A 23924-nucleotide genomic window follows, 5' to 3' on the forward strand; every position below is an offset into this window, starting at 1 on the left:
AAATGGCTACTGGTAAGAAAGCGGATATACATATTATGTTGAACCAGAATGATCATGTCAGGAGTTATTTTTCTGATTGCGTAGTCCAAAAGCACTTGATTTAATGTACTAGTTAGGGTCTGCTGAAAAAGTCAGATTTGCGTAAGATACGAGTTGGCGAAGTGAAGCTGTATAAATATACTGCGAACTGAAGCCAAGGAAGTAGCTTGCGTGAAGCTGGCTAACAAAACCAAGTCAATATACTGCAAGGTTTTTGCATTCATTTGCTGAAAAACCCTACACAAGATCATTGACTATGTAAACTAACTCCATACATTATCAATTGGTTTTGTGTTTTTAAGCAGACCCTAGTTATATACCTAATGATACAGGACACAACAGGATACTTTTAACATTTTTTCAATGTAAAATTGAACAATTCATTTTAAAATAGACTATTTTAATTACTGTTTACTTTAAATGTAGCTTTTATATCTGTATCTGTTTTAGAGAATATATTATTTATTATGATCAGTATGAGATTTCATGACATGGTTAGCCTAAGAAATGTTTTTAAAGTTATTGATATAAAACTTTTCCATAAAAAGCACCTGGATATTATTTTCCCCAACTCTCAAAATAACTTGCTGAAATTGACGCTTAAATGTACAAATACAACTATACTTTGGGAGGCGACAAAAATCAATAAACAACATAAAGTTTAAAAAATGGATATAAACGATATTTCTATCCAACGCCAGTCTGGCTTTAAAATAGTCACAGATTCAATATTCTTGTTGTTTAGTTTCTTGATATTGCCTTCAGTGACAAACAATCAATTGATTGAGCCCACCGTTTCAGCCAAAGTCTTTTTTCTTTGGACAATATTATTGGTAATGTTGTCAACAACCCTAATAAAGGTATTTGTCTTCCCTTTTAAAGGGGTTCGTCTTGATATTACCAAAATTGATATCTTAGTGTTTCTTATATTTTTGTATTCATTTATCAACGGCTATATATTTAGATATAACTCCCCAGTCACATTCAGGTTTTATGAATTTTGTGCATTGCCTATTGCATATGTGTTTTTTAGAATATTAGAATCAAAACTAAGTGTACTGAGTCTTTTTGCTGTAGTATCGGGAGGACTTTTGCAAATAGTATATGGAAAATTGCAACTATATGGCTATTTCCCGTCCCTCCACTCTTCATTCCCTATAACGGGTAGCTTTTTTAATCCAGGACCATATTCAGGTTACTTGGCTTTGGTCTTCCCTGCGGCTATGGGGCTAGCTCTTTATGGAAAAGAGTTATTGGGAAAAAGCTACTTGAAATGGGAATATTGGTTGAAAAATTTGGGATTGGCTGTATGTGCCGGAATTTTATTGGTTCTGCCTGCTACACAGTCCCGGGCAGCTTGGCTTGCAGTTTTATTTTCTTCATTATTGCTTTTATTTTATCGTTATCAATGGTATGATAGATTTAGGAAACTGACTGAAAGCAAATTAAAGAGAATTGTTTCAGTTGTCATCATTTTGATTTTATTGGTCGGCATTTCAACACTGATATACCAGCTGAAAAAAGATTCCGCAGATGGAAGGGTTTTGATCTGGAAGGCATCTTGGGGTATGGTGGTTGACAATCCCATTTTTGGCCTTGGATATGAAGGCTTCCTTAGCCGCTATATGGATAGCCAAGCCAAATATTTCCAGATAAATCCAAATGACCAATCAATACCACTGGCAGACAATGTCGTCTATGCGTTTAATGAAGGCCTGCTGTTGCTAGTTGAACAAGGATTTATAGGATTGGTGTTGGTGGGATTATTGATCTTCCAATTATTCAATTTCAGAAAGAGAATTGATCGCCCGGAAGTAATGATTGCTCAGGCAGGAATACTCTCTCTATTAATCTTTGGTATGTTTTCCTATCCTTCTCACATACTGCCTATCAAACTTTGTGGCTTGCTCTACCTTACTTTTATATCCAGACATTCAGAACCTAGATTTTCAATGGGGGTACAATTTAGGCAGCCAATATTGAGGTGGGGCATGATACCAATACTCCTACTGTTTATAGGATTGGCAGGCATCAGATTTTATAATGTATATGAAAAAACAAAAATTTGGAAAGAGGCCTTAACGATGTATAATAATGGGCTTTACAAGGAGGCAAATTTCAAATTTAAAGAGGTGTACCCATATTTTGAAAGAGATGGGAATTTTCTAACCAATTATGGGAAATCACTTTCAAATGAAGGAAATCACGGGAAAGCAATTTTAATTCTTGAAGAAGGAAAGAGATATGGGGGAAGTACCATTATACAAACAGCTTTAGGAGATAGTTACAAGGCAATAGGAATGTATATGGAGGCTGAAGAGTCATATCTTCTTGGAGTAGACATGTTACCTGATCGGTTTTATGCGAAATTTTTGTTGGCAAAACTTTATATGGAAACCGGTCAAGTGGAAAAGTTTAAGGTAACTGCCAGAACCCTTATAAATAAAGAACCAAAAGTCTTTTCCCAGGCTACGGTTGAGATTAAAAGTGAATTACGTAAAATGATGCAACAGATAGAACAAATATGATAACAGATAAACTACAAGAACTATTAAATTTTTCAGGTTTGCTTATGGCCTGTTCCTTTGGGGTGTTATCACTTCTTTCTTCATGTAATTATCCAAAAGAGGTAGAGCTTGTTCTAGCTGCTTCAGAAAGCAACAGGGAAGAACTTGAAAAAGTGATTGAATACTTTTCTGAATCCGAAAACAAAGAAAAATTAAAGGCTGCATATTTTCTTATTTCCAATATGCATGGAAAGTATTGGTTGGATGGGGAAGAAAAAGACAAATATTCTCCATTGTTTGATACAATCGATTCTTTGTGGCAAGCAGGAGAAAGAGTCAATTTCGATCATAAGGTACAAATGAGCGAATATTGGGAGGCGCTCAAGATCGAAAAAGGTTATCCTAATGTAGTAAATGCAAACCTAAATTCGGATATACTCAGTTTGAATTCAGAAACCCTTATTTCCCATATTGAGCAGGCATTTTTGGCGAGGGAAACACTGACGTGGTGCAAAGATCTGCCATTTGATGATTTTTGTGAATTTGTACTTCCATTCAGAATAGGTGCTGAAAAACCAGAGCCATGGAACAAAATACTATGGGAAAAATGGCAAGTAGCTAGAGACACTATGCCAAATGCAAACAGAATGGAAATTTCAGAAATTATCAATAACCATAATGCATTTCACATGCACCACATGGCCCTATTTTGGGAGTACCCATTTGATATGTCCGCATCTGAATTTGAGAAAGTCCGCCTTGGAAGCTGTAAGCATAGTGTTTTTTATACTGCTATGGCCATGCGGGCAAATGGTTTGCCGGTAGGTGTAGATTTTGTCCCACAGTGGGCAGGTTCAAATGCAGGACATGAATGGAATATCCTATTGAAAGAAGACGGGATTTTTCACCCATTCGATGCTGTTAACAAAGGCTTTGAACTTGACCTTTCTTTCAGAAAAGTTGCCAAGGTTTTCAGAAAGACATATACTCCTCAGCAAACAGGACTTGATAAACAAGACCTCGAAAACCTCCCTCCTTCATTTCGGGATCTATACCGAATAGATGTGACCCACGAATATGTAAAAACATTTGATGTAGAAATCTTTCTTGACCAGGTTCCCCAAAATACCAAGCACGCAATAATCGCAACTTTTAACAATAAAGAATGGGCTCCTCAATATTGGGGTGAAATTAAGGGGGGCAAAGCTACTTTTAAAAATATGGGCAGCAATATCGCCTATGTAGTTATGGATTATAGACAAGGAAGAAGTGAACTTCTTACTGAACCCTTTATTTTAGACTCTTTAGGTAAAATAATTCCACTCGCAGCAAATGAAAGCCAGTTGCAGGAGATGAGGCTTACTAGAAAATATCCATTGACTTCATTCATGGAGGGAATTATGGGTTTTGTGGTTGGTAATAAATTTCAAGGGGCAAATCAACGGGATTTCTCTGATTCGGTTACTTTGTTTACTATTGAAAAAACCCCGTTGAAAATAGAAACAGCCAAGATCCATGACACCAATAAGTACAGATATGTAAGAATGTGGATACCTCCCGGAGGAAGAGGGGACATGGCTGAAATAGAGTTTTATGGAACTTCGGATAGTGGGCAAAATACAAAATTGAAAGGAAATATAATTGGCGATCCAAAGGCTGACATTTCTGAGGATAGATTTTTTTCTTATCCCTTTGATGGAAATCTTTTAACCTACTTTATGAGACCTAAACAAATAGAACCATGGGTAGGATTAGATCTTGGAAAACCTGAAAGAATTACGAAGATCAGGTATTGTCCTAGGAGTGACACCAATTTTATAGAAGTAGATGACCTTTATGAATTATTCTATTGGAAAAAAGGCGAGTGGATAAGCATGGGGGTCCAAACTGCTTCGGATCAGGAGATTATGTATCAATCAGTTCCCTCCGGAGGCCTGTATTTACTAAAAAACAAGAGTAAAGGCAATGAAGAGAGGATTTTCACTTATGAGAACAATCAGCAGCTATGGTGGTGAAAGTTTCCAACAGCGTAAATGTCTCGAAATAAATATCTAATGCAGATTGAAATAGCATGATCTAAAATCAATAACCTAAAAAACCCTTAACCATGGACATCAAATGCAAAACCAGAACCGAAATCGCCAGAGAATATGGTGTAGATCGCAAAACTCTCAGATATATGTTGAAAAAAGCCGGTATTGAATTATCATCCGGCTTGGTCACTCCAATGGAACAGTCTGAAATCTACAAAAAACTTGGTGTACCCAATAAGAAAACAACAATGATGACAAGATAATCAGCTGGGGCATGACCCAATCAAAATACAGATAGTTGACATCATTCCCCAAAGTTCCCCATAATTCCTCAACGTTCCCCAGAACTCCCCAAAAAATATCATTTAAACATATTAACTTTATATCTTAAACATTTTATCAATATTAAAAGCAAAAAAATGAAAAACTATCTAAAAACAAGTAAGTGGCTGCGCTGGACGACAGCGGGTGTATTTGGCGTGATGCTAGTACTGAACATCATGGTCAGCATAGAATTCGAGAAGGACAAGGTCCTTCCATCCATTACCCTGATTGAATTGGGGAATATGGCATATGCATCTGGCGAAGAAGGGACTGGTACTTGCAGTTCAGAATTACCATGTTCTAATGGAGGAACAGCAAGTTGTTCTGGTAAAAAAACTTGTAGGGTTTATTCATGGTATGTTGAATGTGATGGTGTTACTTCTTACTGTTAATTAGGGATTGGGGAAAGACTCCCCAACTCTTCTTTAATTTAAACATATAATAGAGAATAATCTAATGAAATATAAATTGACTTTCATTTGTTTCATAATATTGGCTTCAAGCTGTATAACTAAAGATAACGGATTTATTGAGGTAGTAAAACTGAGTCCTGAAAAAACTTATAATCAAATAGATAATGATTTGTTTCTGTTTGAGGTTAGGGACATCAAAATAAGTTCTCATTCTAATGGTGATATTTTTCTGATTAATCAAAAAAGAGCCGTGAAAGTTGATTCGAGTTTTAAAAGCTATATTGAGATAGGTAAGTATGGTGATGGTCCAATGGAGATGCTATCGCCTAGTAATCTTTTTGTAAAAGAAGATGGAATTTACATTACAGATTCTGAATTATTGAAAATCTTCAAATACAACACAAATGGAGAGTTTTTGCGAGAATGGAAATTGCCTGATCGTTATTTTACTATTTCTGATTTTGTTGCGACATTACCAGCTCACGATTCTGAAGAATTGATGTTTTATTTCAATTCGCCAACAAAAGGGATAATTAATGTTTTTAATGCAAAAGAAACTTTAGAATTCCAACAAAGCGTAGAGATTCCTTCTCCGACCTTTATTTCAGAGGATTTTTATTATCTGGTTCACGATGGTCAAAATAATTTTGCAATTCCTCACAGTAAAGAAGTCATATATATATATGATGGCAAAGGTAGGCTTATTGATCAAGTGAAATTGCCGGACTATTTATTTGCTGATAGACTCAAGTTTAAAGAGGAACAAATAAAAAGAAATCCGAACAGTGTTAACTCAACTTTTAAATTAATTTCTGACGTTTACTATAATCAGGGAAATCTGTATTTGCTTTTGTCCCAAAATTCAGGAGAGAATTTGGATTATTATTGTAACAAAGTATTGGTGTTGGATATAAAAGGTGGAAATAAGTTTAAAAAGGTTTATCAGCTCAAAGGAGATGTATTTAATCAAATCACAATAAAGGATAGTGTTCTTTTTACATATAATGAAATTACATCAACTATTCAAAAATATATTTTACCTTGATTAGAGTTGAGTGGAGCATATCGAATCATCATATACTGCATACAGTAACTACTTTACATCAAAAGGATAATTTCAGACAAAGGAAAAATAGCAAATCTATATATGTTTTCGATTATGATGGGAATTTAGTCAAACACTTAGTATCAAAAATCCCTATCCTAAGGCTTTCAGATAATTTAGAATCAAACACTGTATTTGCCATCGGTGCTGCACCAGAGTTTTGTCTAGTGAAATTCACTATTGATGATGTTTAAAAAAATATATCAATCATTTGTTTTTACTCGGTAGGTGGTAGCATTTCCAAAAGAAGAACAATTGACACGGGAGATAATTTAATGGTCATAAATAAAAAATACCATATTCTGTTCTTAGTATTGATATGGGCTTGCAATAGTCCTGTTTCTGAGAATGTTGAGCAAGTTGCTGTAATAAAGTTGGATCCCTTGCTTACGGGTAAGAAGGAAAAGGTGAATTTGAGTGAGGTAGCAGAAAGCATCGAATATATTACGCTGGAAACGAACGAACAGAGTATCTTCGGACATATTGTAAAGCCGAGTGAGCAAATCAAGTTTTTTGAAAAGGGAATACTTATTTCTGATAAAAGGAAGTTACTCCACTTTAACTATCAAGGTGAGTTTATAGGCGAAATAGGCAAAAGGGGAATAGGTCCTACAGAATATGCTGATATAAGAGATTTTGCAGTCATTCCAAATCTGCAACAAATTGCTGTACTATCCCCCCCAAATCAACGGACCTATATTTATGATTATACAGGGGAAGGGACAAAGGATTTTATGGTTGATTTTTGGCCTCTCCACATTGCAAGTCTGGGGGATGAATTTGTATATGCCATCCCTAAGGGAAGAAGGAAACCTTATGGATATCATTCTTTGAAGTTTTTGTCACATGACAATAAAGGAAGCCAGGAATTGCTGATTGATTATTTTGATAAGGAGTCCTCAGAAAGTGTAGCATTATCCTCCAATCAGCGCCTATACCACATTAAAGACAGTGAATTGTCTTTTTGGGAATTTTATTATGACACTATCTGGAGGATTTCTCCCGACCGTATTATCACCCCTGCATTCTATCTGGATTATGAAGAGAACAAACTACCAAGCAAATACCTGTTTGATAAATACGTGTCTTCTCAAAATGAACAACTGGATCAATATGTAAGACTATGGGGTCTTGTGGAAAGTAAGAGATTTTTCTTCTTTGACATGGATAATAAGAACAAGCTTAATAGAGTATATTTCGATAAGATGCAAAATACAGGTGCCAACTTAAGGTTTAACAAAAAAGGAAAAGTAAATGCATACCATTTTGGATTTTATAATGACATGGACGGAGGGGTGCATTTTTGGCCAGATGGGGAAATGGACGAAAACAGGATATTTAAATTAGTCTATCCGCATGAGTTGTTGGCACATTTTTCAGATGAAAATTCAGCTGAGAAAATTGGGCTATCCCTTCATACCATGGACAAATCAGACAATCCTATATTGATGATTGTCAAACTTAAAGATTGATTGCAAAATCTTACCGTAAACATCATTTAAACGCCTAAATTGCTTTAAGAGGTCTTGTTGGGCAGTTGCATGAACTCTCTGGCAAGAGGACTGTAGGGGTTTTAGAAGGGATAGGGGATGAGGTTATTTGATGTTTTTAATAATACAGTAGCCCCTTTGGGATTGCGTTTAGCGGTTTGTCTTTAGGATATTAAGGCTTTATATCATTTTTGAGTAAGGCATGAATCTCTTCAGCTTCATATTTGAGCCTTAACAATTCCGCTACCTGAGCCTCTTCATCTACCCACTCTTCTTCAAGGATCGCAAAGATTTTTGCATGGCTTTCTACCCATCTCAGCAGTACTTCTTTTAGTAATTGCCTGGCTTTTGCTGTTGAATGGCTATTGTTTTGATCCCCATTAGGGTTCACATATTGATTGTTGAATATAAAAACTGGAGGACACATATTTTTATTGAGGTTTGGTGGAAAATCATCTGTTCAAATTAAGTTTTGAATGCTGTATTTGTGAAGTTTTGTATCGGATTGTCTATATTTATTAAGAGTTGGATAAAAATATAGATTTATATCTAAATAAACAAATACAAATAGATAATTATAGATTATGTCGGGGATTATTGACAGGATTGGCGTATTTGCCAGCAATCAAAAGTTGAGTATCAGAAAAATCGAACAGAGGATCGGTGCGGGTAACGGCACGATTTCCAAGGCTATCGGCAAAGACAAGGATATTCAGGTGAAATGGATTGAACTTTTTGTTTCACATTATCCTGAGGTTAATCCTGTATGGTTGTTAACAGGTGAGGGTTTTATGCTTTTGTCGGGTGATCAGCAAAAAGCGGAAGAATCTTCTTTTAGGGAGGGAGAACCTGTCTATGGTTTTTTAAGACGTGATCAGCATTTAGAGATTGTGGATTCCCTTAAGCAAGTAATCTCTGCTCTTGAGGGGCAATTGGATGAAAAGGAGAGGGTTATTGAGCTGAAAGATAGGATTATAAAGGATTTGGAAGAAAGGTCTTGATGAAGTCTATTAAAAAAAACACCTCGGGAAGAATCTCCTCCCGAGGTGTTTTTTTAATTGACATGTTTAAAGTTTATATTCTTGCAATAGGCGGAGGGTGTGCAACCCGTGATGGTTTTGAATTGCCTATTGAAATATGAAATATTGTAGTAGCCTGATTTGAAGGCAGCTTCTTTGACACTCAGGTCTTCCTCTACCAGTTGCCGGCATGCATTGCCGATTCTGATTTCGTTCAGGAATTGCGAAAAAGTCTTGCGGGTATGCCGTTTGAAATATCTGCAGAAGGCATTGACGCTGAGATTGGCGACGTCCGCAGCATCAGCCAGAGTAATGTCCCTTGTGAAATTGTCAATCAGAAAGCCGATGACGGTGTTGATTTTTTCGGTGTCTCCAACTTTTATTTCATCTTCATAGGACACATGGCTTAGGGTCACTACATCTTCTGTTTGGGCCAGGAAATTGAAGATTTTGAATAAGTAAATAAGCCTGTCAAATCCATTTTTGTCAGTGATTTTTTTGCTTGATTTGTAAAGTTTCTCCCGGGCTTTTCCTGTCAAAAAGAGCCCACTTTTGGATTTTTCAAGAAACCTGTTTATTGAATGCAATTCCGAAAGGTCCTTGAACTTGTCTCCCAAGGCTTCAGGAGAGTATAGAATGGATATATTCTGCGATCTCAGCCCATTTTCCGGGCCATAATATTCCTTGTTGCTTCTGAAAAAATGGGGAAGGTTGGCGCCGATGATAAATGTGTCTCCGGAATTGAAATTGCCAAAAGCATCTCCAATGAAATAGGTGCCTTTGCCTTCGATGATGGTCATGATCTGATATTCGGAATGGAAATGTAGGTTGTCATAAAAATGTTGGTGGCTTTCTTTGAGGACTCTCACTGGCTCGTCCAAGTTACGCGGTATTTGGTAAAGCAATGGTTTCATGATTTTTTAAATTTAGGGTTAAATTATAGGTAATATTCATGTGATTGTACTCTGAATAGACTAGGCAATCTTGTTTGCCGATAGTTTAAGTGCTCTCATAGGTTTTGCTATTTGGGTTAGATAAGTGTTTCATTGACATATAATATTATGAATTTGGTCGTATTTATAGTAGTACCTGGTTAATATTGTATTACTATTCGACAATTGAGGTGTATAAATTGCCCTGTTTTTTATCCAGCCTTCTGTTTTCATGCTTGATGATGACTTTCATCCTTGTATTTTGGGACTTTTAAAAGTTTAATAAAAATTGTAAAGGGAGGAAGGATAAGTTTAATACATTGTATGTTGGTGCTTGTGGCAAATATATTTGTTATTTGGTTGGTGTTTTGTGAATGAAAGTATTGTGATTGTTGGGGTCGATTACAGAGGGATTGCTTTTAAAAATTTCAAAGTGGGAAACCCTTCGAGGGTTGTCCAATTTAGGTGGATTGGTCTGTGGGGACACAGTCCAATGGTGATTAAGTTCAAACCCTCGAAGTTTTTTGGATAGAAGCGATTTACCTAGGACCGATTGTTGGTGTTTGTGGGGCTAAAAATAGCCGAATAACCTGCTTGGTTAATATTGTGTCATTAATGGGTAAATGACTATGTCTGCCAAATAAGTGTTTTAATTACATTTGTAATAGTACCGGGTTTTAATCTGCCTTGGGCAAAACCATAATCATTTACTGCGTATGAAATTATTTGAAACCATATCAAAATTCCCTTCCTATATAAGTCACAGGAGTAGGCACATTCCAGTCTTTGCAGCGGTAGCCTTGTTTGTTGCTGGACCTGTGTCAGGCCAAGAGATTTGGGACCGAATCAAGGCTAAGCCCCAGACTTTGGAAACAAAGGAAAAAAGTTATTTGGAAAATGACAGGTTCAAGTTGGGTCTTGTCAATAGTAGCCAGACAGTAGCTTCTCTGAACCCAAAGCTGGATCTGGAATTTGACTTTGTCCCTTCCGAGCTTTTAGATATCAGAAGTCGGGATAGCCTTTATCATCTGGGTGATGTCAACCTGATGTTTAGGACTGGGGACAATAGTTCATGGAAGCATTATTCCAGTGCACACAAAAGGGAGTCTGCCCGTCAGGTGGGTAAAGTTACTTCGAAGAAAGCTACATCGCTGGTCAGTGAGAAGCTCCAGCAATCGGATCAGCTCTCTGTGCTTAGGACATGGAAGTTGGAGAAAGATGCCTTGGTGCTTTCCTTTGAGATAAAAAACGAATCAAACAAGCCTATAGAGATAGGGTATCTTGGAATCCCGATGATATTCGACAATATCCTGCATTGGAAGAATCTGGAGGAAGCCCATTTGGAGAAGGTTTTCTACGACCCCTATATTGGTGGTGATGCGGGTTACCTGCAGGTAGTAAGACTCCATGGGAAATCCCCTGTGCTGCTGGTAGTTCCTGAGCAAAATGCCTCTTTTGAAGCGTACAGTCCATTGTTGGATGACCAGACACCAAGGAACATTACTTTTGAGGGTTTCCATGATTGGGTGGTTCATAGTAAAGCTAAAGCAGAAGGACAATGGAAAAATGCCAACCAGTGGATCGAGCCGACTTCGGCAATTATTGAACCAGGAAAAAGTTATGTCAGTAGCCTCAGATTTTTGTTGGCAGATGATCTCAAATCAATAGAACCGACCTTGGTGGCAAACGATCGCCCCGTTGCGGTGGGATTGCCCGGGTATGTGATCCCGATGGATGTCAATGCTGGACTTAGATTGAAGGCTCCACAGTCGGTAAAGGAGATAAAGGTTTCTCCGGAGGGGGCACTGACGGTCACAAGGACAGCGGAAAAAGATGCAGGTGGTTGGAAAGCCTTTGATGTCAAGGGCAAGCAGTGGGGGAGAGCCAAAGTTGAGATAACTTATAAAGATGGCAGTACCCAGGTACTGTCCTACAAGGTGATCTATCCTGAATCCGAACTGGTGGCACATATGGGAAGTTTCCTAACCCAAGAGCAATGGTTCGAAAATGAAGCTGATCCCTTTGGCCGACACAACTCGGTGATCTCTTATGATTATGAGAAAAAAGCCCAAGTAGTGGAGGACTCCAGGGTGTGGATAGCGGGATTGAGTGATGAAGCTGGGGCAGGTTCTTGGCTAGCTGCATTTATGAAGCAACTGCTGGATCCCAATAAGGAGGAGATAGAAAAACTGGGCAAGTTTATGCATGAGACCCTTTGGGGAGGCCTCCAGTATAACGAAGGGGAAAATAAATATGGGGTAAAAAAGAGTGTATATTATTACGAACCGGAAAAAATGCCAGCGGGGACTTATAGCAAGGATGTCAACTACGGCACTTGGGCTGCGTGGGACAAGGAACACGCTGATTCCCCGGGAAGATCTTACAATTACCCCCATGTGGCTGCGGCACATTGGATCATGTACAGACTGTCTAGGTATCATGAAGGTTTTGAGTTGGCGGAAAACTGGGAATGGTACTTGGAAAATGCATTCCGGACCTCAATGGCGATGGTGAAGTTGGCTCCCCACTATGCACAATTTGGCCAGATGGAAGGTACTGTGTTTTTGATGATTTTGAATGATCTCCAAAACGAGGGCATGGATACATTTGCCAGGGAATTGGAAGGGGTGATGCGAGACAGGGCTGATGTATGGGCAGAGTTGGCTTATCCGTTTGGCAGTGAGATGCCTTGGGATTCTACAGGACAGGAAGAGGTGTATATGTGGACGAAGTATTTTGGGATGGAAGAAAAAGCAGCTGTTACATTGAATGCCATATTGGCGTATATGCCAGCGGTACCTCATTGGGGATACAACGGTTCGGCGAGGAGGTATTGGGACTTCCAGTACGGAGGTAAAATCCAACGGATCGAAAGACAGCTCCACCACTACGGATCTGCCCTGAATGCCATTCCAGTGATGCATGAATACCAGGAGAACCCGGAAGACCTCTATCTTTTGAGGGTGGGCTATGCCGGTATGCTGGGTGGTGTCGCCAATGTAACCCAGGATGGTTTTGGTCCTGCTGCATTCCATTCCTATCCCGAAATGTTGGAAATAGACCCATACAGTGGTGATTATGGATCCGGGTTTTTTGGCTATGCGGTCAACTCCAAATCGATATTGGTGCAGGATAAGACATTTGGCTGGTTGGGTTTTGGAGGCAATGTCCACGAAGAGGATGGTCAGGTAAAGATCGAACTGACTTCGGCAGGGAAAAACAAACTGTTCATAGCCGAGGAAAAACTGATGGTTCATTTGGAAGCAGGGAGCATACTTGAAGCTACCTATGATCCAGAATCACGCAAACTGCTTTTGCTTTTGGACAAAGTAAACGCCAACACCAAGAATGCTTATCTTAGAATAGCGCATCCTAAGAAAGAGAACTGGGATTTAGGATTGACAAAATTAAGCAATGGGGCTTTTGTTTTCCCATTGGGGAATGAACCCAAAGAGTTGGAGATAAAACTGTAGTTGAGGTGGGTAAAGATTAGGTTTAACACTTTTTAAATTGGTTAGAAATCCACCGGAATTAAGTTTTCGGTGGATTTTTTTATTGACCTGCCTGGGTTTTTTCAATCAGGGTTTTTTAGTTTTTCAATTTATTCTGTATGGGGCTCAAATAAGCTAATATAGTATTGGGATAGGCTACTTTTGTTGAATTTTTCTATAAGTGTTATAGGTACATTTATACTGTTGTCCCAAGTACACAGTGGACATGCAATCATCATCAAACAACAAACAATTTAACTTAAATATCAACCCAATAATAGTATGAGAAACTTTACTAAGTTACGGAGTATCGTTGCCATGGGGGTGATGCTTATTTCCCAGATGGGAGGAGTCAGCACCTATGGTTCGAGCATGTTGGAAAGATCTCTGTCTGCGGATGGAGGATCGAAAGCAGGGGCTTTGAGCCCCATGGACAAGACTATCCGGGGGACAGTCTATTCTACAGAAGATGGACTTACTTTGCCAGGGGTGAGTGTAGTACTCAAGGGTACCAGCAGGGGTACGGCTACGGATATAGATGGTGGGTTTACATTGGATGTACCCGATGAAGGTGGGATTTTGGTATTCAGCTTTGTGGGTTTCCAAACCCAGGAGATCCCCATTGCCAACCAATCTGTACTGGATATCCAATTGAAACCAGATATTACTTCCATGAATGAAGTGGTGGTGGTAGGCTATGGGACAATGCGGAAGGGAGATGTAACCAGTTCTATAGGTGGAGTGAAAGAAGAAGACTTCGTCAAAGGGGCAGTTCGGGATGCGGCACAGCTGATCCAGGGTAAAGTGGCAGGCTTGCGGGTAACCACGCCCAGTGGGGATCCTGCGGCAGGTACCCAGATCAACCTTCGTGGAGTCAACTCTATTAATGGTACAAACCAACCACTAATTCTGATCGATGGGATTCCGGGAAGTATGAATACCGTTGCACCGGAAGATATCGAATCAGTGGATGTGTTGAAAGACGGTTCGGCAGCAGCGATATATGGCACACGGGCTACCGGAGGTGTGATTTTGATCACGACCAGGAAAAACTCGGAAGGCAGGAATACGGTCAACTACAACAACTATGTGAGTGTACAGACGATCCAAAGGAGGCCACAGCTTCTGACTGGTGATGATTACCGAAGATTGATCGCTGAAGAAGGGATTGGCTATACGGATTATGGTGGGAATACCGATTGGATAGGAGAGATGTTGCAGACGCCAATTAGTCACAATCACAACCTGACATTTTTTGGAGGCAACAGCACGACCAACTTTACAGGATCAATCAACTACAGGGACTGGGATGGGATCTTCCTAAGAACAGGTCAGCAAAGGTTGACTGTGAGGGCGGATCTTAACCACAGCATGTTTGATGATAAATTGCGGGCTAATGTCCAGGTTATCAATAGGGTTTTCAAGGCAGCAAGAGGTGGAGCCGATGGCTATGCTTTCAGGCAGGCCATGATCAGAAATCCTACCGATAGGGTGAGGGATGAGCAGGGTAATTGGCAGGAACGGGATGGGTATTTTTATGAAAACCCCATTTCCAGAATCCACGAATACTCTTCCGAATCCAGGTTCAACGAAATGAGGATGAGTGGATCATTGAACTACAATCCCATCGATAACCTAGACTTGAAGCTTTTGGTGTCCAATGTCCAAAGCAATAATGTATTTGGTGGTGCTACATCCTTCGACCATACAGAAACATGGCTCAACAATAGAAATGGGACTGCATCAAGATCGGATAGTGTTTATAATGAGAACTTGGTGGAACTTACTGCGAATTTTCACAAATCCATTGGCAAACATTATTTTACAGTACTTGGTGGGTACAGTTGGCAGGATGCAGTCTATGAGGCTTTTAGTGCCAGTAACTGGAATTTTCCTACTGATTTATATACTTGGAATAATCTGGGGGCTGGTGCTGCACTGGCCAATGGGCAGGCTAGTATGTGGAGTACCAAAAATAAATGGCAATTGGCAGGTTTTTTTGGCAGGTTTACCTATAGCTTTGATGATAAGTATCTGTTTATGGCCAGTGTAAGGAGGGAAGGGTCTTCCAGATTTGGAGCCAATTACCAATGGGGTACTTTCCCCGCAGCTTCAGTTGGTTGGAGAATCAGCAATGAGCCTTTTCTCAAAGGAGTCAGGAATATAGAAGATATCAAACTCAGGGCTGGTTACGGTGTGACGGGGACTATTGTAGGACAACCTTATCTTTCACAAATCAGCTATAATTTTGATAGGGGACAAGGGGGATATGTAGGTGGCGAATGGGTTCAGGGGTTCATCCCTGCCAGAAATTTCAACCCAGACCTAAGATGGGAGAAGAAAGTGGAATACAATGTTGGAGTTGATTTTAGTTTCTTTAATAGCAAGTTAAGTGGATCGATAGACTTCTATCGTAGAAATATCAATGATCTTCTATATAACTTTCCCGTCCCGACCCCTCCGTACCTGATTGGGAGCATGATGTTGAATGCAGGGACTATGCAGAATGATGGGATGGAACTTTTACTGAACTTTACACCAATTTCCAAAGGTAAGTTTGTCTGGAATTCCAACTTTACCTACTCCACCAACAGGAATAAGCTCGTGAATCTTTCCAACGACCAATTTGATGTTTCAAGGGAATTTTTCAATGCTGGAGGTACAGGGGAACCAATACAGGATTATACCCATCGAGTAGAAGTCGGAGGACCAATTGGAAAGTTCTTCGTTTGGAAGTCAGTTGGAGTGAATGAAGATGGGCTTTGGCTGATCGAAAACCGTGAAGGGGAAGTGATCCCGATTACGGAAGCTGTACAGGAAGACAGGCAGTTTTATGGCAATGGGATCCCCAAACATATCCTAGGTTTCAACAATTCTTTCAGTTATGGAAAGTTTGATATGGAAGTGAATATCAGGGGGGCTTTTGGGTATGATATCCTGAATTTCCAGAGGATGTTTTACGAAAATCCCAAAAACATAGCCTACAATATGCTGAATACGGCTTATGACCCAGTGTATGGGCAACGCCTCAATTCAGACTTGGTCTATGTGAGCCATTATATAGAGAAGGGCGATTACCTGAAATTGGATAACCTGACCGTAGGCTATAATATCCCGGGCAAAGGGGTAATGAAAAATGCCAGAGTCTATGCATCCGGACTCAACCTGTTTGTGCTTACCAAATACCAAGGGATTGACCCGGAAGGAGTGAGTATTTTGGGATTGTCACCAGGAAATGACCAAAGGGACAAATATCCGACTACTAGAACATTCACTTTGGGACTTAATGTGTCATTTTAAAAGCATCTAATCATGAAAATTATCAATAAAATAGTATTGGGATCGGCATTGTTGGTAGGAGGGAGCTTGGCTTTCCAATCTTGCCTGAACCTTGATGAAGAAGTATATTCGGAGGTGTTGTCGGAAAATTTCAGACCTGGAGAGCGTGATATTCCGGCCATTATAGCACCCGTTTACGGATCTCTGAGGGCATTGATGATGGGCTGGCAGGGTCATTTTGATGTACAGGAAGAAACGGGAGACGCCATCGTCACCCCTGCCCGGCCAAATGGCTGGTACGATGGGGGGACATACGTCAGGATGCATCAACATACCTGGACACCATTGCAATGGCAGCCGACGAATTTGTGGAATAGTTCGTACAGAAGCGTCACCACAGCCAACAGGGTAATTGCCCAAATTGAAGATGGACAAATATCCATAGAACAAGGCAGTGAGGAAGTGATCGCTGAGTTGAAGGCAGTTCGTGCATTTGCCTATTACCTTTTGTTGGACAATCACGGGAATGTTCCCATTGTGACTGATTTTAGGGATGTGAGCCTTCCGGAGCAAAGCGACAGGACTACACTTTACAACTTCATAATCGAAGAGATAGAGGCGACATTGCCAAATTTGAGCCAAGATGCTGGAAGTACTTATGGGCAGATGAACTATTGGGTAGCAAAAACCCTTTTGGCAAAAATATATCTGAATGCAGAGGTCTACACAGGGACTCCACAATGGCAAAAAGTCATTGAAGTATGTGATGAGATCATAGCAGGAGGAGCATATTCTTTGGATCCGGTCTATGCCGATGTATTCCACTGGGAAAATCAAAACAATCAGGAAATCATCTTTGCCATCCCTTACCATGAGATCTTTGGCCAAGGAAATACGGTACATATGAAGACCTTGGATCCCTTGAGTAGATTTGTGTATGGCATGCAGGCAGGTCCTTGGGGAGGAAACTGTGCTGTGCCTCAATTTATCGATAGCTATGATCCTGAAGATGGACGCCTTTATGATACATGGATTCAGGGGCCACAGCTCCATGCAAGTACTGGAGAGGTGGTCATCAATTATCGAAAACATGTGCCAAGTATCGCGGCGACTGCTTCCAATGATGGCTATAGGATTGGTAAATATCAAATCAAACCGGGGGCAACAGGAAGCTTGGACAATGATTTTCCGTTTTTCAGGTACGCTGATGTGTTGATGATGAAAGCGGAAGCCTTACTCAGGACAGGCAATGGTGCAGAAGCTACAAGCTTGGTGTCGGAGGTACGTGCCAGGGCATTTGCCAATACCAATCCTGCGAAAGCAACTGTGACAGCGGCTGTATTGGAAGGGAATAGCAGATACCAGTATGGATACCAGAACCCTGACGGAAGTATAGATTTGGATACAGGGGTAATCCCATTTGGTGGGTTTTTGGATGAACTCGGTTGGGAGTTTGCCGCAGAAGCACATAGAAGACAGGATCTTATCCGATTTGGTGTGTTCCAGACCAAAAGTTGGTTCAACCATCGACCACATGCCCAAGCTGCGAATAAGATTATTTTCCCAATTCCTGAAGGTGAATTGAACAACAACCCGAACCTTACACAGAACCCAAGCTACTGATAGGATAACTGATTTGGGATTGAAAAAGGCTGCCATGTCATGATGGTGGCCTTTTTTTTATGAAAGGTTTAGAGTTTCATCCAGGGAGGGAATTTCTCGTTTTTGGGAATATATATTTATGCCTCACTCTGAGGGGAAATCCCTCACCTTTAGGCGAATACTTTAGTTTTTTTTGTGCATTTGGCGGTAAAAATTATAACCACTAGGATCACAAAGTTTTTTACAAAGAACACTAAGTCACGGAAGCACTTCAGTTGCCTTTAGGCGAAACCAAACCTATCGGTCTTTAGCCGATGGTAGTTTAGTTTATGTCTTTTGGATCAGGCAGTTTATTGCCTTTTTTGATTCTTTTTCCTTTTCGAAACTTGTACTTCCATTTCGATCGGGAGTGTTTTGGGATGGAACGGAGAGACTGGAAGTAATTCACTGGGATTGGGTTGGTTTTTTATTGCCCCAATGTGGGTTTTTCTGCAAGTTGGGGACTATTCGGGAAAGAATGCTATGGCTATTAAATCTATTTAAGAATATAATTCTGATTTTTGTCACAAAAAGTATACCTTTGCGCCTTCTTTCAACCAAACCACAAGGCTACAAGATGACTTGTACTCCACCCTGACCAATAATTTTTTTATGCAATTCACTCCCTATCATATGGTTCGGAGCTGCTATTGGTTGCCCTATTTTGAAAAATACACCTATTAAATTTATTGGATATGACACAGATGTTTTATCGCCTGTTTAGACCTACGCAGGCAAATCTGAAAAATGAAGTATTGTCCGGCTTGACTGTTGCCTTGGCCTTGGTGCCGGAAGCAGTTGCTTTTTCTTTGATCGCTAATGTAAGCCCATTGATAGGTCTTTACACGGCATTTATCATTGGTTTGATTACATCCATTTTGGGTGGTAGGCCAGGGATGATTTCCGGTGCTACTGGAGCTATTGCAGTGGTAGTGGTTGCATTGGTTGCAAAAGAGGGCGTGGAGTATCTTTTTGCTGCCGTCGTCTTGATGGGCTTGATCCAGATTGTGGTTGGATTGCTGAAACTTGGGAAGTTGATCCGGTTGGTTCCGCATCCTGTGATGTTTGGTTTTGTCAATGGTTTGGCTATTGTGATTGCGATGGCCCAGTTCGACCAGTTTAAGTTTAAGACCGCTGATGGTGTCCTGGTATGGATGACGGGTAATCCACTTTATATCATGATTGGATTGGTGATCTTGACAATGGTGATCATCAAGTTTTTGCCAAAATTGACAACAGCTGTTCCTTCTGCTCTCGTGGCTATTTTGGTGGTATCACTTATCGTGATTTTTGGCGGTGTAAATACAAGGACGGTAGGGGATTTAGCTTCTATCAGTGGGGGCTTGCCTCAGTTTCATTTGCCGGCTGTCCCATTGAATTGGGAGACGTTTATGACCATATTGCCTTATTCTGCTATCATGGCTGGAGTTGGTTTGATCGAAAGCTTGTTGACACTTACTTTGATCGATGAGATCACCGAGACCAGAGGCCATGGGAACAAGGAGTGTGTAGCCCAGGGAGTTGCCAATCTCACCACTGGTTTCTTTGGTGGTATGGGTGGTTGTGCCATGATTGGCCAGTCTTTGATCAATGTGAATGCAGGTGGTAGAAACAGGATTTCGGGGATTGTCGCTTCGGTGGGTCTGTTGGTGTTTATCCTATTTTTGTCAACCTACATTGAGATGGTGCCTATGGCAGCACTCGTTGGCTTGATGTTTATGGTGGCTATCGGGACTTTCGAATGGGCTTCGTTGAAAGTGTTCAGAAAAGTGCCATTCCATGATGTTTTGGTCATGGTGGTCGTGACTTTGGTGACTGTATTTTTACACAATCTTGCGCTTGCTGTACTGATCGGGGTGATCATCTCTGCATTGGTGTTTGCATGGCAAAATGCCAAAATGATCCGTACCAGAAAAAGGGTAGATGAAAACGGAGTGAAGCATTATGAGGTTTTCGGTCCATTGTTTTTCGCTTCTGCGCTTACTTTCGGACAAAAATTTGATCCAATCAATGACCCAGAGGAAATCGTGATTGACTTTGCGGAGAGCAGGATTGTAGATCACTCTGGTATAGATGCGATTCACAAAGTGACTGAGCGATATGAGAAAATGGGAAAAACAGTCTATATCCGTCACCTGAACAGTTCCAGTAGGGTGTTGCTGGAAAGAGCAGAGAAAATCATCAATGTCAACTATACAGATGATGATCCAAGTTTCAAGATCATCATGGATTAAGGGTTTTGAAAAAAGAGCTTGTCTCAAAAGTCAATTTCGAGATTATCTCATCCAATATTATTTTTCGAAGCTACCTAGCCAAGAAAAAGGACGAGGGAACAGGTGAAAGGAGTATCTTCTTTCACCTTTCTTCTTTACCCTTTGATTTTTTCTTGGAAGTATTGATTCACAGCATATTGTTTTTTGAAACAGAACGATTGGCAGTTGGTAGTAGTGGTTCTATTTATCGTCAGTTTCAATGTCAAACAGTTCGTGTAGTTTTTGTTGTAAAAGTTTCTTGTCAGGCAGTTGTGTTTTATACTCCGAAACCATAGTCGGTGATAGACTTCTACTTAAAGCATATTCAACAACTTCACTGTCTTTGTCTTTGCACAACAGAACTCCAATACTCGGATTTTCATTCGGTTTTTTTACATCTCGGTCTAATGCTTCTAAATAAAAATTCAGTTGTCCTAAATGGTCGGGTTTAAATTTGTCTGCTTTTAGTTCAAAAGCAACCAAGCATTGAAGGCCGCGATGGTAGAATAGCAAGTCAATGAAAAAATCGCTGTTACCAACTTGGAGTTTGTATTCTTCACCTATAAACAAAAAGTCTTTGCCAAGTTCAAGAATGAAGTTTTTCATTTGTCTTACAAGTCCACGCTGTAAGTCACTTTCACTGTGTGGTTCTGATAAGTTTAAAAATTCAAATACATAACTGTCTTTGAAAGTCTTTGAAAATTCAAGGTTACTTTCTCTCAATACTGTCGAGAGTTTTGAGTTTCCTATCAATGTCCGCTCAAAAAGGCTAGCAGAAATTTGTCGATCGAGTTCTCTTTTGCTATAATTTTCTTGTTTCACAATTTTTAGATAAAATTCTTTTTCTTCAATTGTCTTGCATCTCGAAAATATGAGCATATTATGTGTCCAACTTATTTCTCTCACCACTGGTGAGAGTTTTGGAAAGTCCTTGTATGTCTCGTAAAACTGCTTCATTCTCCAAATATTCTTGTCCGAGAAGCCTTTTAACTCTGGGTAGTTTTGTTGAATGTATTTTGCCAATTCAGATACTACAGAATCGCCCCATTCAGCTTGTTCGATTTTTTGGGTTATATATTCACCAATGTTCCAGTATAAGTTAATCAATTCAGAATTTACAGATCTAATGGCATTCGTTCGAGATTGTTTAATAAGTTGAATGATGTCTGTAAATCGATTGTCCATATTTATTTTATATGTTACAAATTTATGTTTTTTTATTCTCTAAATGTTTGTTGGAAGCGGAATTCTACCATTACTGCTGACTTTGAAATTGTTAAAAGCGATTTATCTGATGGGACAGCACCTTTTTTTGATCACCTGTTTATGGTTTATTATCCTACGCTTAAGAGTCCCTTGCCCGATTTATGAACATCCTTTAGGACTTTTTTCTGTTGTTTGGTCTCGGGGTTATGCTGCCTGTTTCCATATACTGTTTAGGAGTTCCTGGCCCAAAGTGTCGCTTCTCTTGCCGTTAACAGTCACATTGCTTTTTTTGTTGGATGCTTAAATTCTTTATGGCTTAGAAGCGACCTGTTTTTCCAATAAATTCAAAGCTGAAAAATAGATTCATAAAGTTATTTTTCCAATAATGTATTAAACCAATTCTTAACAATTCCCTAATTGTATATTTAAGAAACTTTAGCCGATTCAATTTACCTTCGGGACAATTGTGTTTTAATGTATTTAACAATTTCTTAATGAAAAGACGGGATTTCTTTAAAAATGGCCTGCTGACTACAGCAGGCATCAGTATATTGGGCGCCAGGCCTATATTGGCCAACCCTTCCCAGTATAGAGGTGAAAAAGCAAAAAACATCATATTTCTGGTTTCCGATGGCATGAGCGCAGGAACTCTGAACATGGCAGATATATTGATGCGACATAAATTGGGTAAAACATCCAATTGGATCTCACTTTACGAATCCAATACAGTCAGAAGATCCTTGATGGATACTGCTTCTGCCAATTCTTTTGTGACTGACTCTGCAGCAGCCGGATCTGCCTGGGGTGGTGGCCATAGGGTCAACAATGGGGCTTTGAATATTGGTCCTGAAGGAAAATTGAATGAACCAATCTTGCAGAAATTCAAGGCAGAGGGAAAGGCGGTAGGATGTGTTACCTCTGTTCAGATCACCCATGCGACCCCAGCATCTTTTTGTGTGAATCAGAGCAGTAGAAATGCAATGCCACTTATTGCGGAGGATTATCTCAAACTGAAATTTGATGTCATGATGGGTGGTGGCAGAGAGTTCTTTGATCCAAGTAAGCGAAGTGACGGAAGAAATCTGTTTTCGGAATTTTCCGAGAAGGGTTTCCATGTAGTCAATAACAAGGAGGAAATGCTGCTTGCAAGTGGCTCGAAACCTGTTTTGGGAGTGTTTTCTGAGGATGGATTGCCCTATGCAGTTGATCGGGAAAATGATCCGGAACTGAAGAAAAACATCCCAAGCCTGGCAGAGATGACCAAGAAGGGGATTGAGCTTTTGAACAAAAACAACAAAGGCTTTGTGTTGCAGGTAGAGGGGGGGAAGGTCGATTGGGCTGCCCATGGAAATGATGCTTCAGCCATCCTTTATGATCAGATAGACTTTGATGAGGCAGTGGGTGTTGCCATGGATTTCGCGTTAAAGGATAAAAATACACTCGTCATCATCACCACAGATCATGGAAATGCAAATCCGGGAATATTCAATCCGGGACCAAAAAACATAAAATTTGAAAGCCTTTTTGAGTCGAAAGCTTCCAACCAATGGCTGTTGAGTCAGGTGAAAACGGATACTTCCGTCTCACAGATCATTGACATGGTCAACCATTACCTAAATGTCGCATTGGATAAAGAAGAGGGTAGCCAATTGCTGAAAAGCTTTACATTAGGCGATAATGGCTTGTACAATACTGCCAATTTACCTGTGGAGACTTTCGGGAAGATTTTGTCCAAACACAATGCTGTGAGTTGGGCAAATACCAACCATTCAGCTGATTTTGTGGAATTGGCTGCATATGGGCCGGGAAGCGAAGAGCTACCAGGTTTTGTCAAAAACTATGAACTGCACAACTTTATGCTCGAAGTAGCAGGGGTGAGCAGGGCTAAATTTGCATGATAAATAGGTCTGTTTTGTTAAGTTTGAAGACATCGTGCCAAACCTGACAGCTGCTTGTAACCTGAGTTCGATTGTTATCACAAAGTCAAAATCAATAAAAATATCCAGTTACAAGGCAAATTTTTGAGGGATAGCCTAAGCTATCGCTCAAAAATTTAACGCAGTAAATGGGTGTTTTTATTGACTGAGCTGACTATTCGGTTTTAAACGGCAATCTACTTCACTTTTTCAATCCGCAATATCCCAATATTACTTCATAAAAAAGTTCGCACCTTCTTTTCGTAGTTCTCACCAT

The 23924-nt window shown here is 39.9% G+C and carries 15 protein-coding genes; 12 read left to right on the plus strand and 3 right to left on the minus strand.

Going from position 1 to position 23924, the window contains the following annotated elements; translation table 11 throughout:
* Positions 1-956 precede the first annotated feature (956 nt).
* From ACFSKL_RS09475 to ACFSKL_RS09500, 6 genes are all read left to right on the plus strand, one after another.
* The gene (locus ACFSKL_RS09475; RefSeq protein ID WP_376885678.1) at positions 957-2567 is read left to right on the plus strand and encodes an O-antigen ligase family protein; all 1611 of its coding nucleotides are present in this window, start codon (positions 957-959) and stop codon (positions 2565-2567) included.
* Positions 2564-4561: a hypothetical protein gene (locus ACFSKL_RS09480; protein ID WP_376885680.1), complete on the plus strand. Its 1998-nt coding sequence runs from the start codon at positions 2564-2566 to the stop codon at positions 4559-4561. Before ACFSKL_RS09475 ends, ACFSKL_RS09480 begins: the two co-directional genes overlap by 4 nt.
* Before the next feature lie 92 nt (positions 4562-4653).
* On the plus strand, positions 4654-4842 hold the full coding sequence (locus ACFSKL_RS09485; RefSeq protein WP_376885682.1) for a hypothetical protein: 189 nt from the start codon (positions 4654-4656) through the stop codon (positions 4840-4842).
* A gap of 156 nt (positions 4843-4998) precedes the next feature.
* A complete protein-coding gene (locus tag ACFSKL_RS09490) occupies positions 4999-5295 on the plus strand; it encodes a hypothetical protein (RefSeq protein WP_376885683.1) in 297 nt (98 codons plus the stop codon).
* Positions 5296-5359: 64 nt separating this feature from the next.
* Positions 5360-6361: an NHL repeat-containing protein gene (locus tag ACFSKL_RS09495; protein ID WP_376885685.1), complete on the plus strand. Its 1002-nt coding sequence runs from the start codon at positions 5360-5362 to the stop codon at positions 6359-6361.
* A gap of 335 nt (positions 6362-6696) precedes the next feature.
* Complete coding sequence (locus ACFSKL_RS09500) at positions 6697-7893, plus strand: 6-bladed beta-propeller (RefSeq protein ID WP_376885687.1); 1197 nt, start codon at positions 6697-6699, stop codon at positions 7891-7893.
* A gap of 190 nt (positions 7894-8083) precedes the next feature.
* Here the strand turns inward: ACFSKL_RS09500 and ACFSKL_RS09505 are convergent, their stop codons facing one another.
* The gene (locus ACFSKL_RS09505) at positions 8084-8338 is read right to left on the minus strand and encodes a hypothetical protein (protein ID WP_376885689.1); all 255 of its coding nucleotides are present in this window, start codon (positions 8336-8338) and stop codon (positions 8084-8086) included.
* Between the two features lie 157 nt (positions 8339-8495).
* Between ACFSKL_RS09505 and ACFSKL_RS09510 the strand changes: the two genes are divergently transcribed.
* Positions 8496-8912 carry a hypothetical protein gene (locus ACFSKL_RS09510; RefSeq protein ID WP_376885691.1) on the plus strand — a complete coding sequence of 139 codons (417 nt, stop codon included), beginning with the start codon at positions 8496-8498 and terminating at the stop codon, positions 8910-8912.
* Between the two features lie 53 nt (positions 8913-8965).
* Here ACFSKL_RS09510 and ACFSKL_RS09515 read toward each other — a convergent pair whose 3' ends face one another.
* Positions 8966-9844, minus strand: coding sequence for an AraC family transcriptional regulator (locus tag ACFSKL_RS09515; protein ID WP_376885693.1), 879 nt, complete (start codon positions 9842-9844; stop codon positions 8966-8968).
* Positions 9845-10578: 734 nt separating this feature from the next.
* On the opposite strand from ACFSKL_RS09515, the gene ACFSKL_RS09520 reads away from it, so the two are divergent.
* The 4 genes from ACFSKL_RS09520 (at position 10579) to ACFSKL_RS09535 (ending at position 20507) form a co-directional block, all read left to right on the plus strand.
* A complete protein-coding gene (locus ACFSKL_RS09520) occupies positions 10579-13335 on the plus strand; it encodes a DUF5695 domain-containing protein (RefSeq protein ID WP_376885695.1) in 2757 nt (918 codons plus the stop codon).
* Between the two features lie 300 nt (positions 13336-13635).
* On the plus strand, positions 13636-16653 hold the full coding sequence (locus tag ACFSKL_RS09525) for a SusC/RagA family TonB-linked outer membrane protein (RefSeq protein ID WP_376885696.1): 3018 nt from the start codon (positions 13636-13638) through the stop codon (positions 16651-16653).
* 12 nt (positions 16654-16665) lie between these two features.
* Positions 16666-18255, plus strand: a complete 1590-nt coding sequence (locus tag ACFSKL_RS09530; protein ID WP_376885698.1) for a RagB/SusD family nutrient uptake outer membrane protein — start codon at positions 16666-16668, stop codon at positions 18253-18255.
* 713 nt (positions 18256-18968) lie between these two features.
* On the plus strand, positions 18969-20507 hold the full coding sequence (locus tag ACFSKL_RS09535) for a SulP family inorganic anion transporter (RefSeq protein ID WP_376885699.1): 1539 nt from the start codon (positions 18969-18971) through the stop codon (positions 20505-20507).
* Positions 20508-20726: 219 nt separating this feature from the next.
* Here ACFSKL_RS09535 and ACFSKL_RS09540 read toward each other — a convergent pair whose 3' ends face one another.
* A complete protein-coding gene (locus tag ACFSKL_RS09540; protein WP_376885701.1) occupies positions 20727-21710 on the minus strand; it encodes a PDDEXK nuclease domain-containing protein in 984 nt (327 codons plus the stop codon).
* Between the two features lie 515 nt (positions 21711-22225).
* Here ACFSKL_RS09540 and ACFSKL_RS09545 point away from each other — a divergent pair.
* Entirely contained in the window at positions 22226-23629 is a 1404-nt protein-coding gene (locus ACFSKL_RS09545; protein ID WP_376885703.1) for an alkaline phosphatase, read from the plus strand.
* Positions 23630-23924 lie beyond the last annotated feature (295 nt).

The organism is Belliella marina (assembly GCF_042682445.1).
Lineage (GTDB): Bacteria > Bacteroidota > Bacteroidia > Cytophagales > Cyclobacteriaceae > Belliella > Belliella marina.

Bases quoted from the DNA above. Each gene is read 5' to 3' on its own strand.
- ACFSKL_RS09545 (WP_376885703.1), top strand. From the start codon at position 22,226: ATGAAAAGACGGGATTTCTTTAAAAATGGCCTGCTGACTACAGCAGGC.
- ACFSKL_RS09480 (WP_376885680.1), top strand. From the start codon at position 2,564: ATGATAACAGATAAACTACAAGAACTATTAAATTTTTCAGGTTTGCTT.
- ACFSKL_RS09530 (WP_376885698.1), top strand. From the start codon at position 16,666: ATGAAAATTATCAATAAAATAGTATTGGGATCGGCATTGTTGGTAGGA.
- ACFSKL_RS09515 (WP_376885693.1), bottom strand. From the start codon at position 9,844: ATGAAACCATTGCTTTACCAAATACCGCGTAACTTGGACGAGCCAGTG.
- ACFSKL_RS09490 (WP_376885683.1), top strand. From the start codon at position 4,999: ATGAAAAACTATCTAAAAACAAGTAAGTGGCTGCGCTGGACGACAGCG.
- ACFSKL_RS09535 (WP_376885699.1), top strand. From the start codon at position 18,969: ATGACACAGATGTTTTATCGCCTGTTTAGACCTACGCAGGCAAATCTG.
- ACFSKL_RS09485 (WP_376885682.1), top strand. From the start codon at position 4,654: ATGGACATCAAATGCAAAACCAGAACCGAAATCGCCAGAGAATATGGT.
- ACFSKL_RS09505 (WP_376885689.1), bottom strand. From the start codon at position 8,338: ATGTGTCCTCCAGTTTTTATATTCAACAATCAATATGTGAACCCTAAT.
- ACFSKL_RS09520 (WP_376885695.1), top strand. From the start codon at position 10,579: ATGAAATTATTTGAAACCATATCAAAATTCCCTTCCTATATAAGTCAC.
- ACFSKL_RS09500 (WP_376885687.1), top strand. From the start codon at position 6,697: ATGGTCATAAATAAAAAATACCATATTCTGTTCTTAGTATTGATATGG.
- ACFSKL_RS09510 (WP_376885691.1), top strand. From the start codon at position 8,496: ATGTCGGGGATTATTGACAGGATTGGCGTATTTGCCAGCAATCAAAAG.
- ACFSKL_RS09495 (WP_376885685.1), top strand. From the start codon at position 5,360: ATGAAATATAAATTGACTTTCATTTGTTTCATAATATTGGCTTCAAGC.
- ACFSKL_RS09525 (WP_376885696.1), top strand. From the start codon at position 13,636: ATGAGAAACTTTACTAAGTTACGGAGTATCGTTGCCATGGGGGTGATG.
- ACFSKL_RS09540 (WP_376885701.1), bottom strand. From the start codon at position 21,710: ATGGACAATCGATTTACAGACATCATTCAACTTATTAAACAATCTCGA.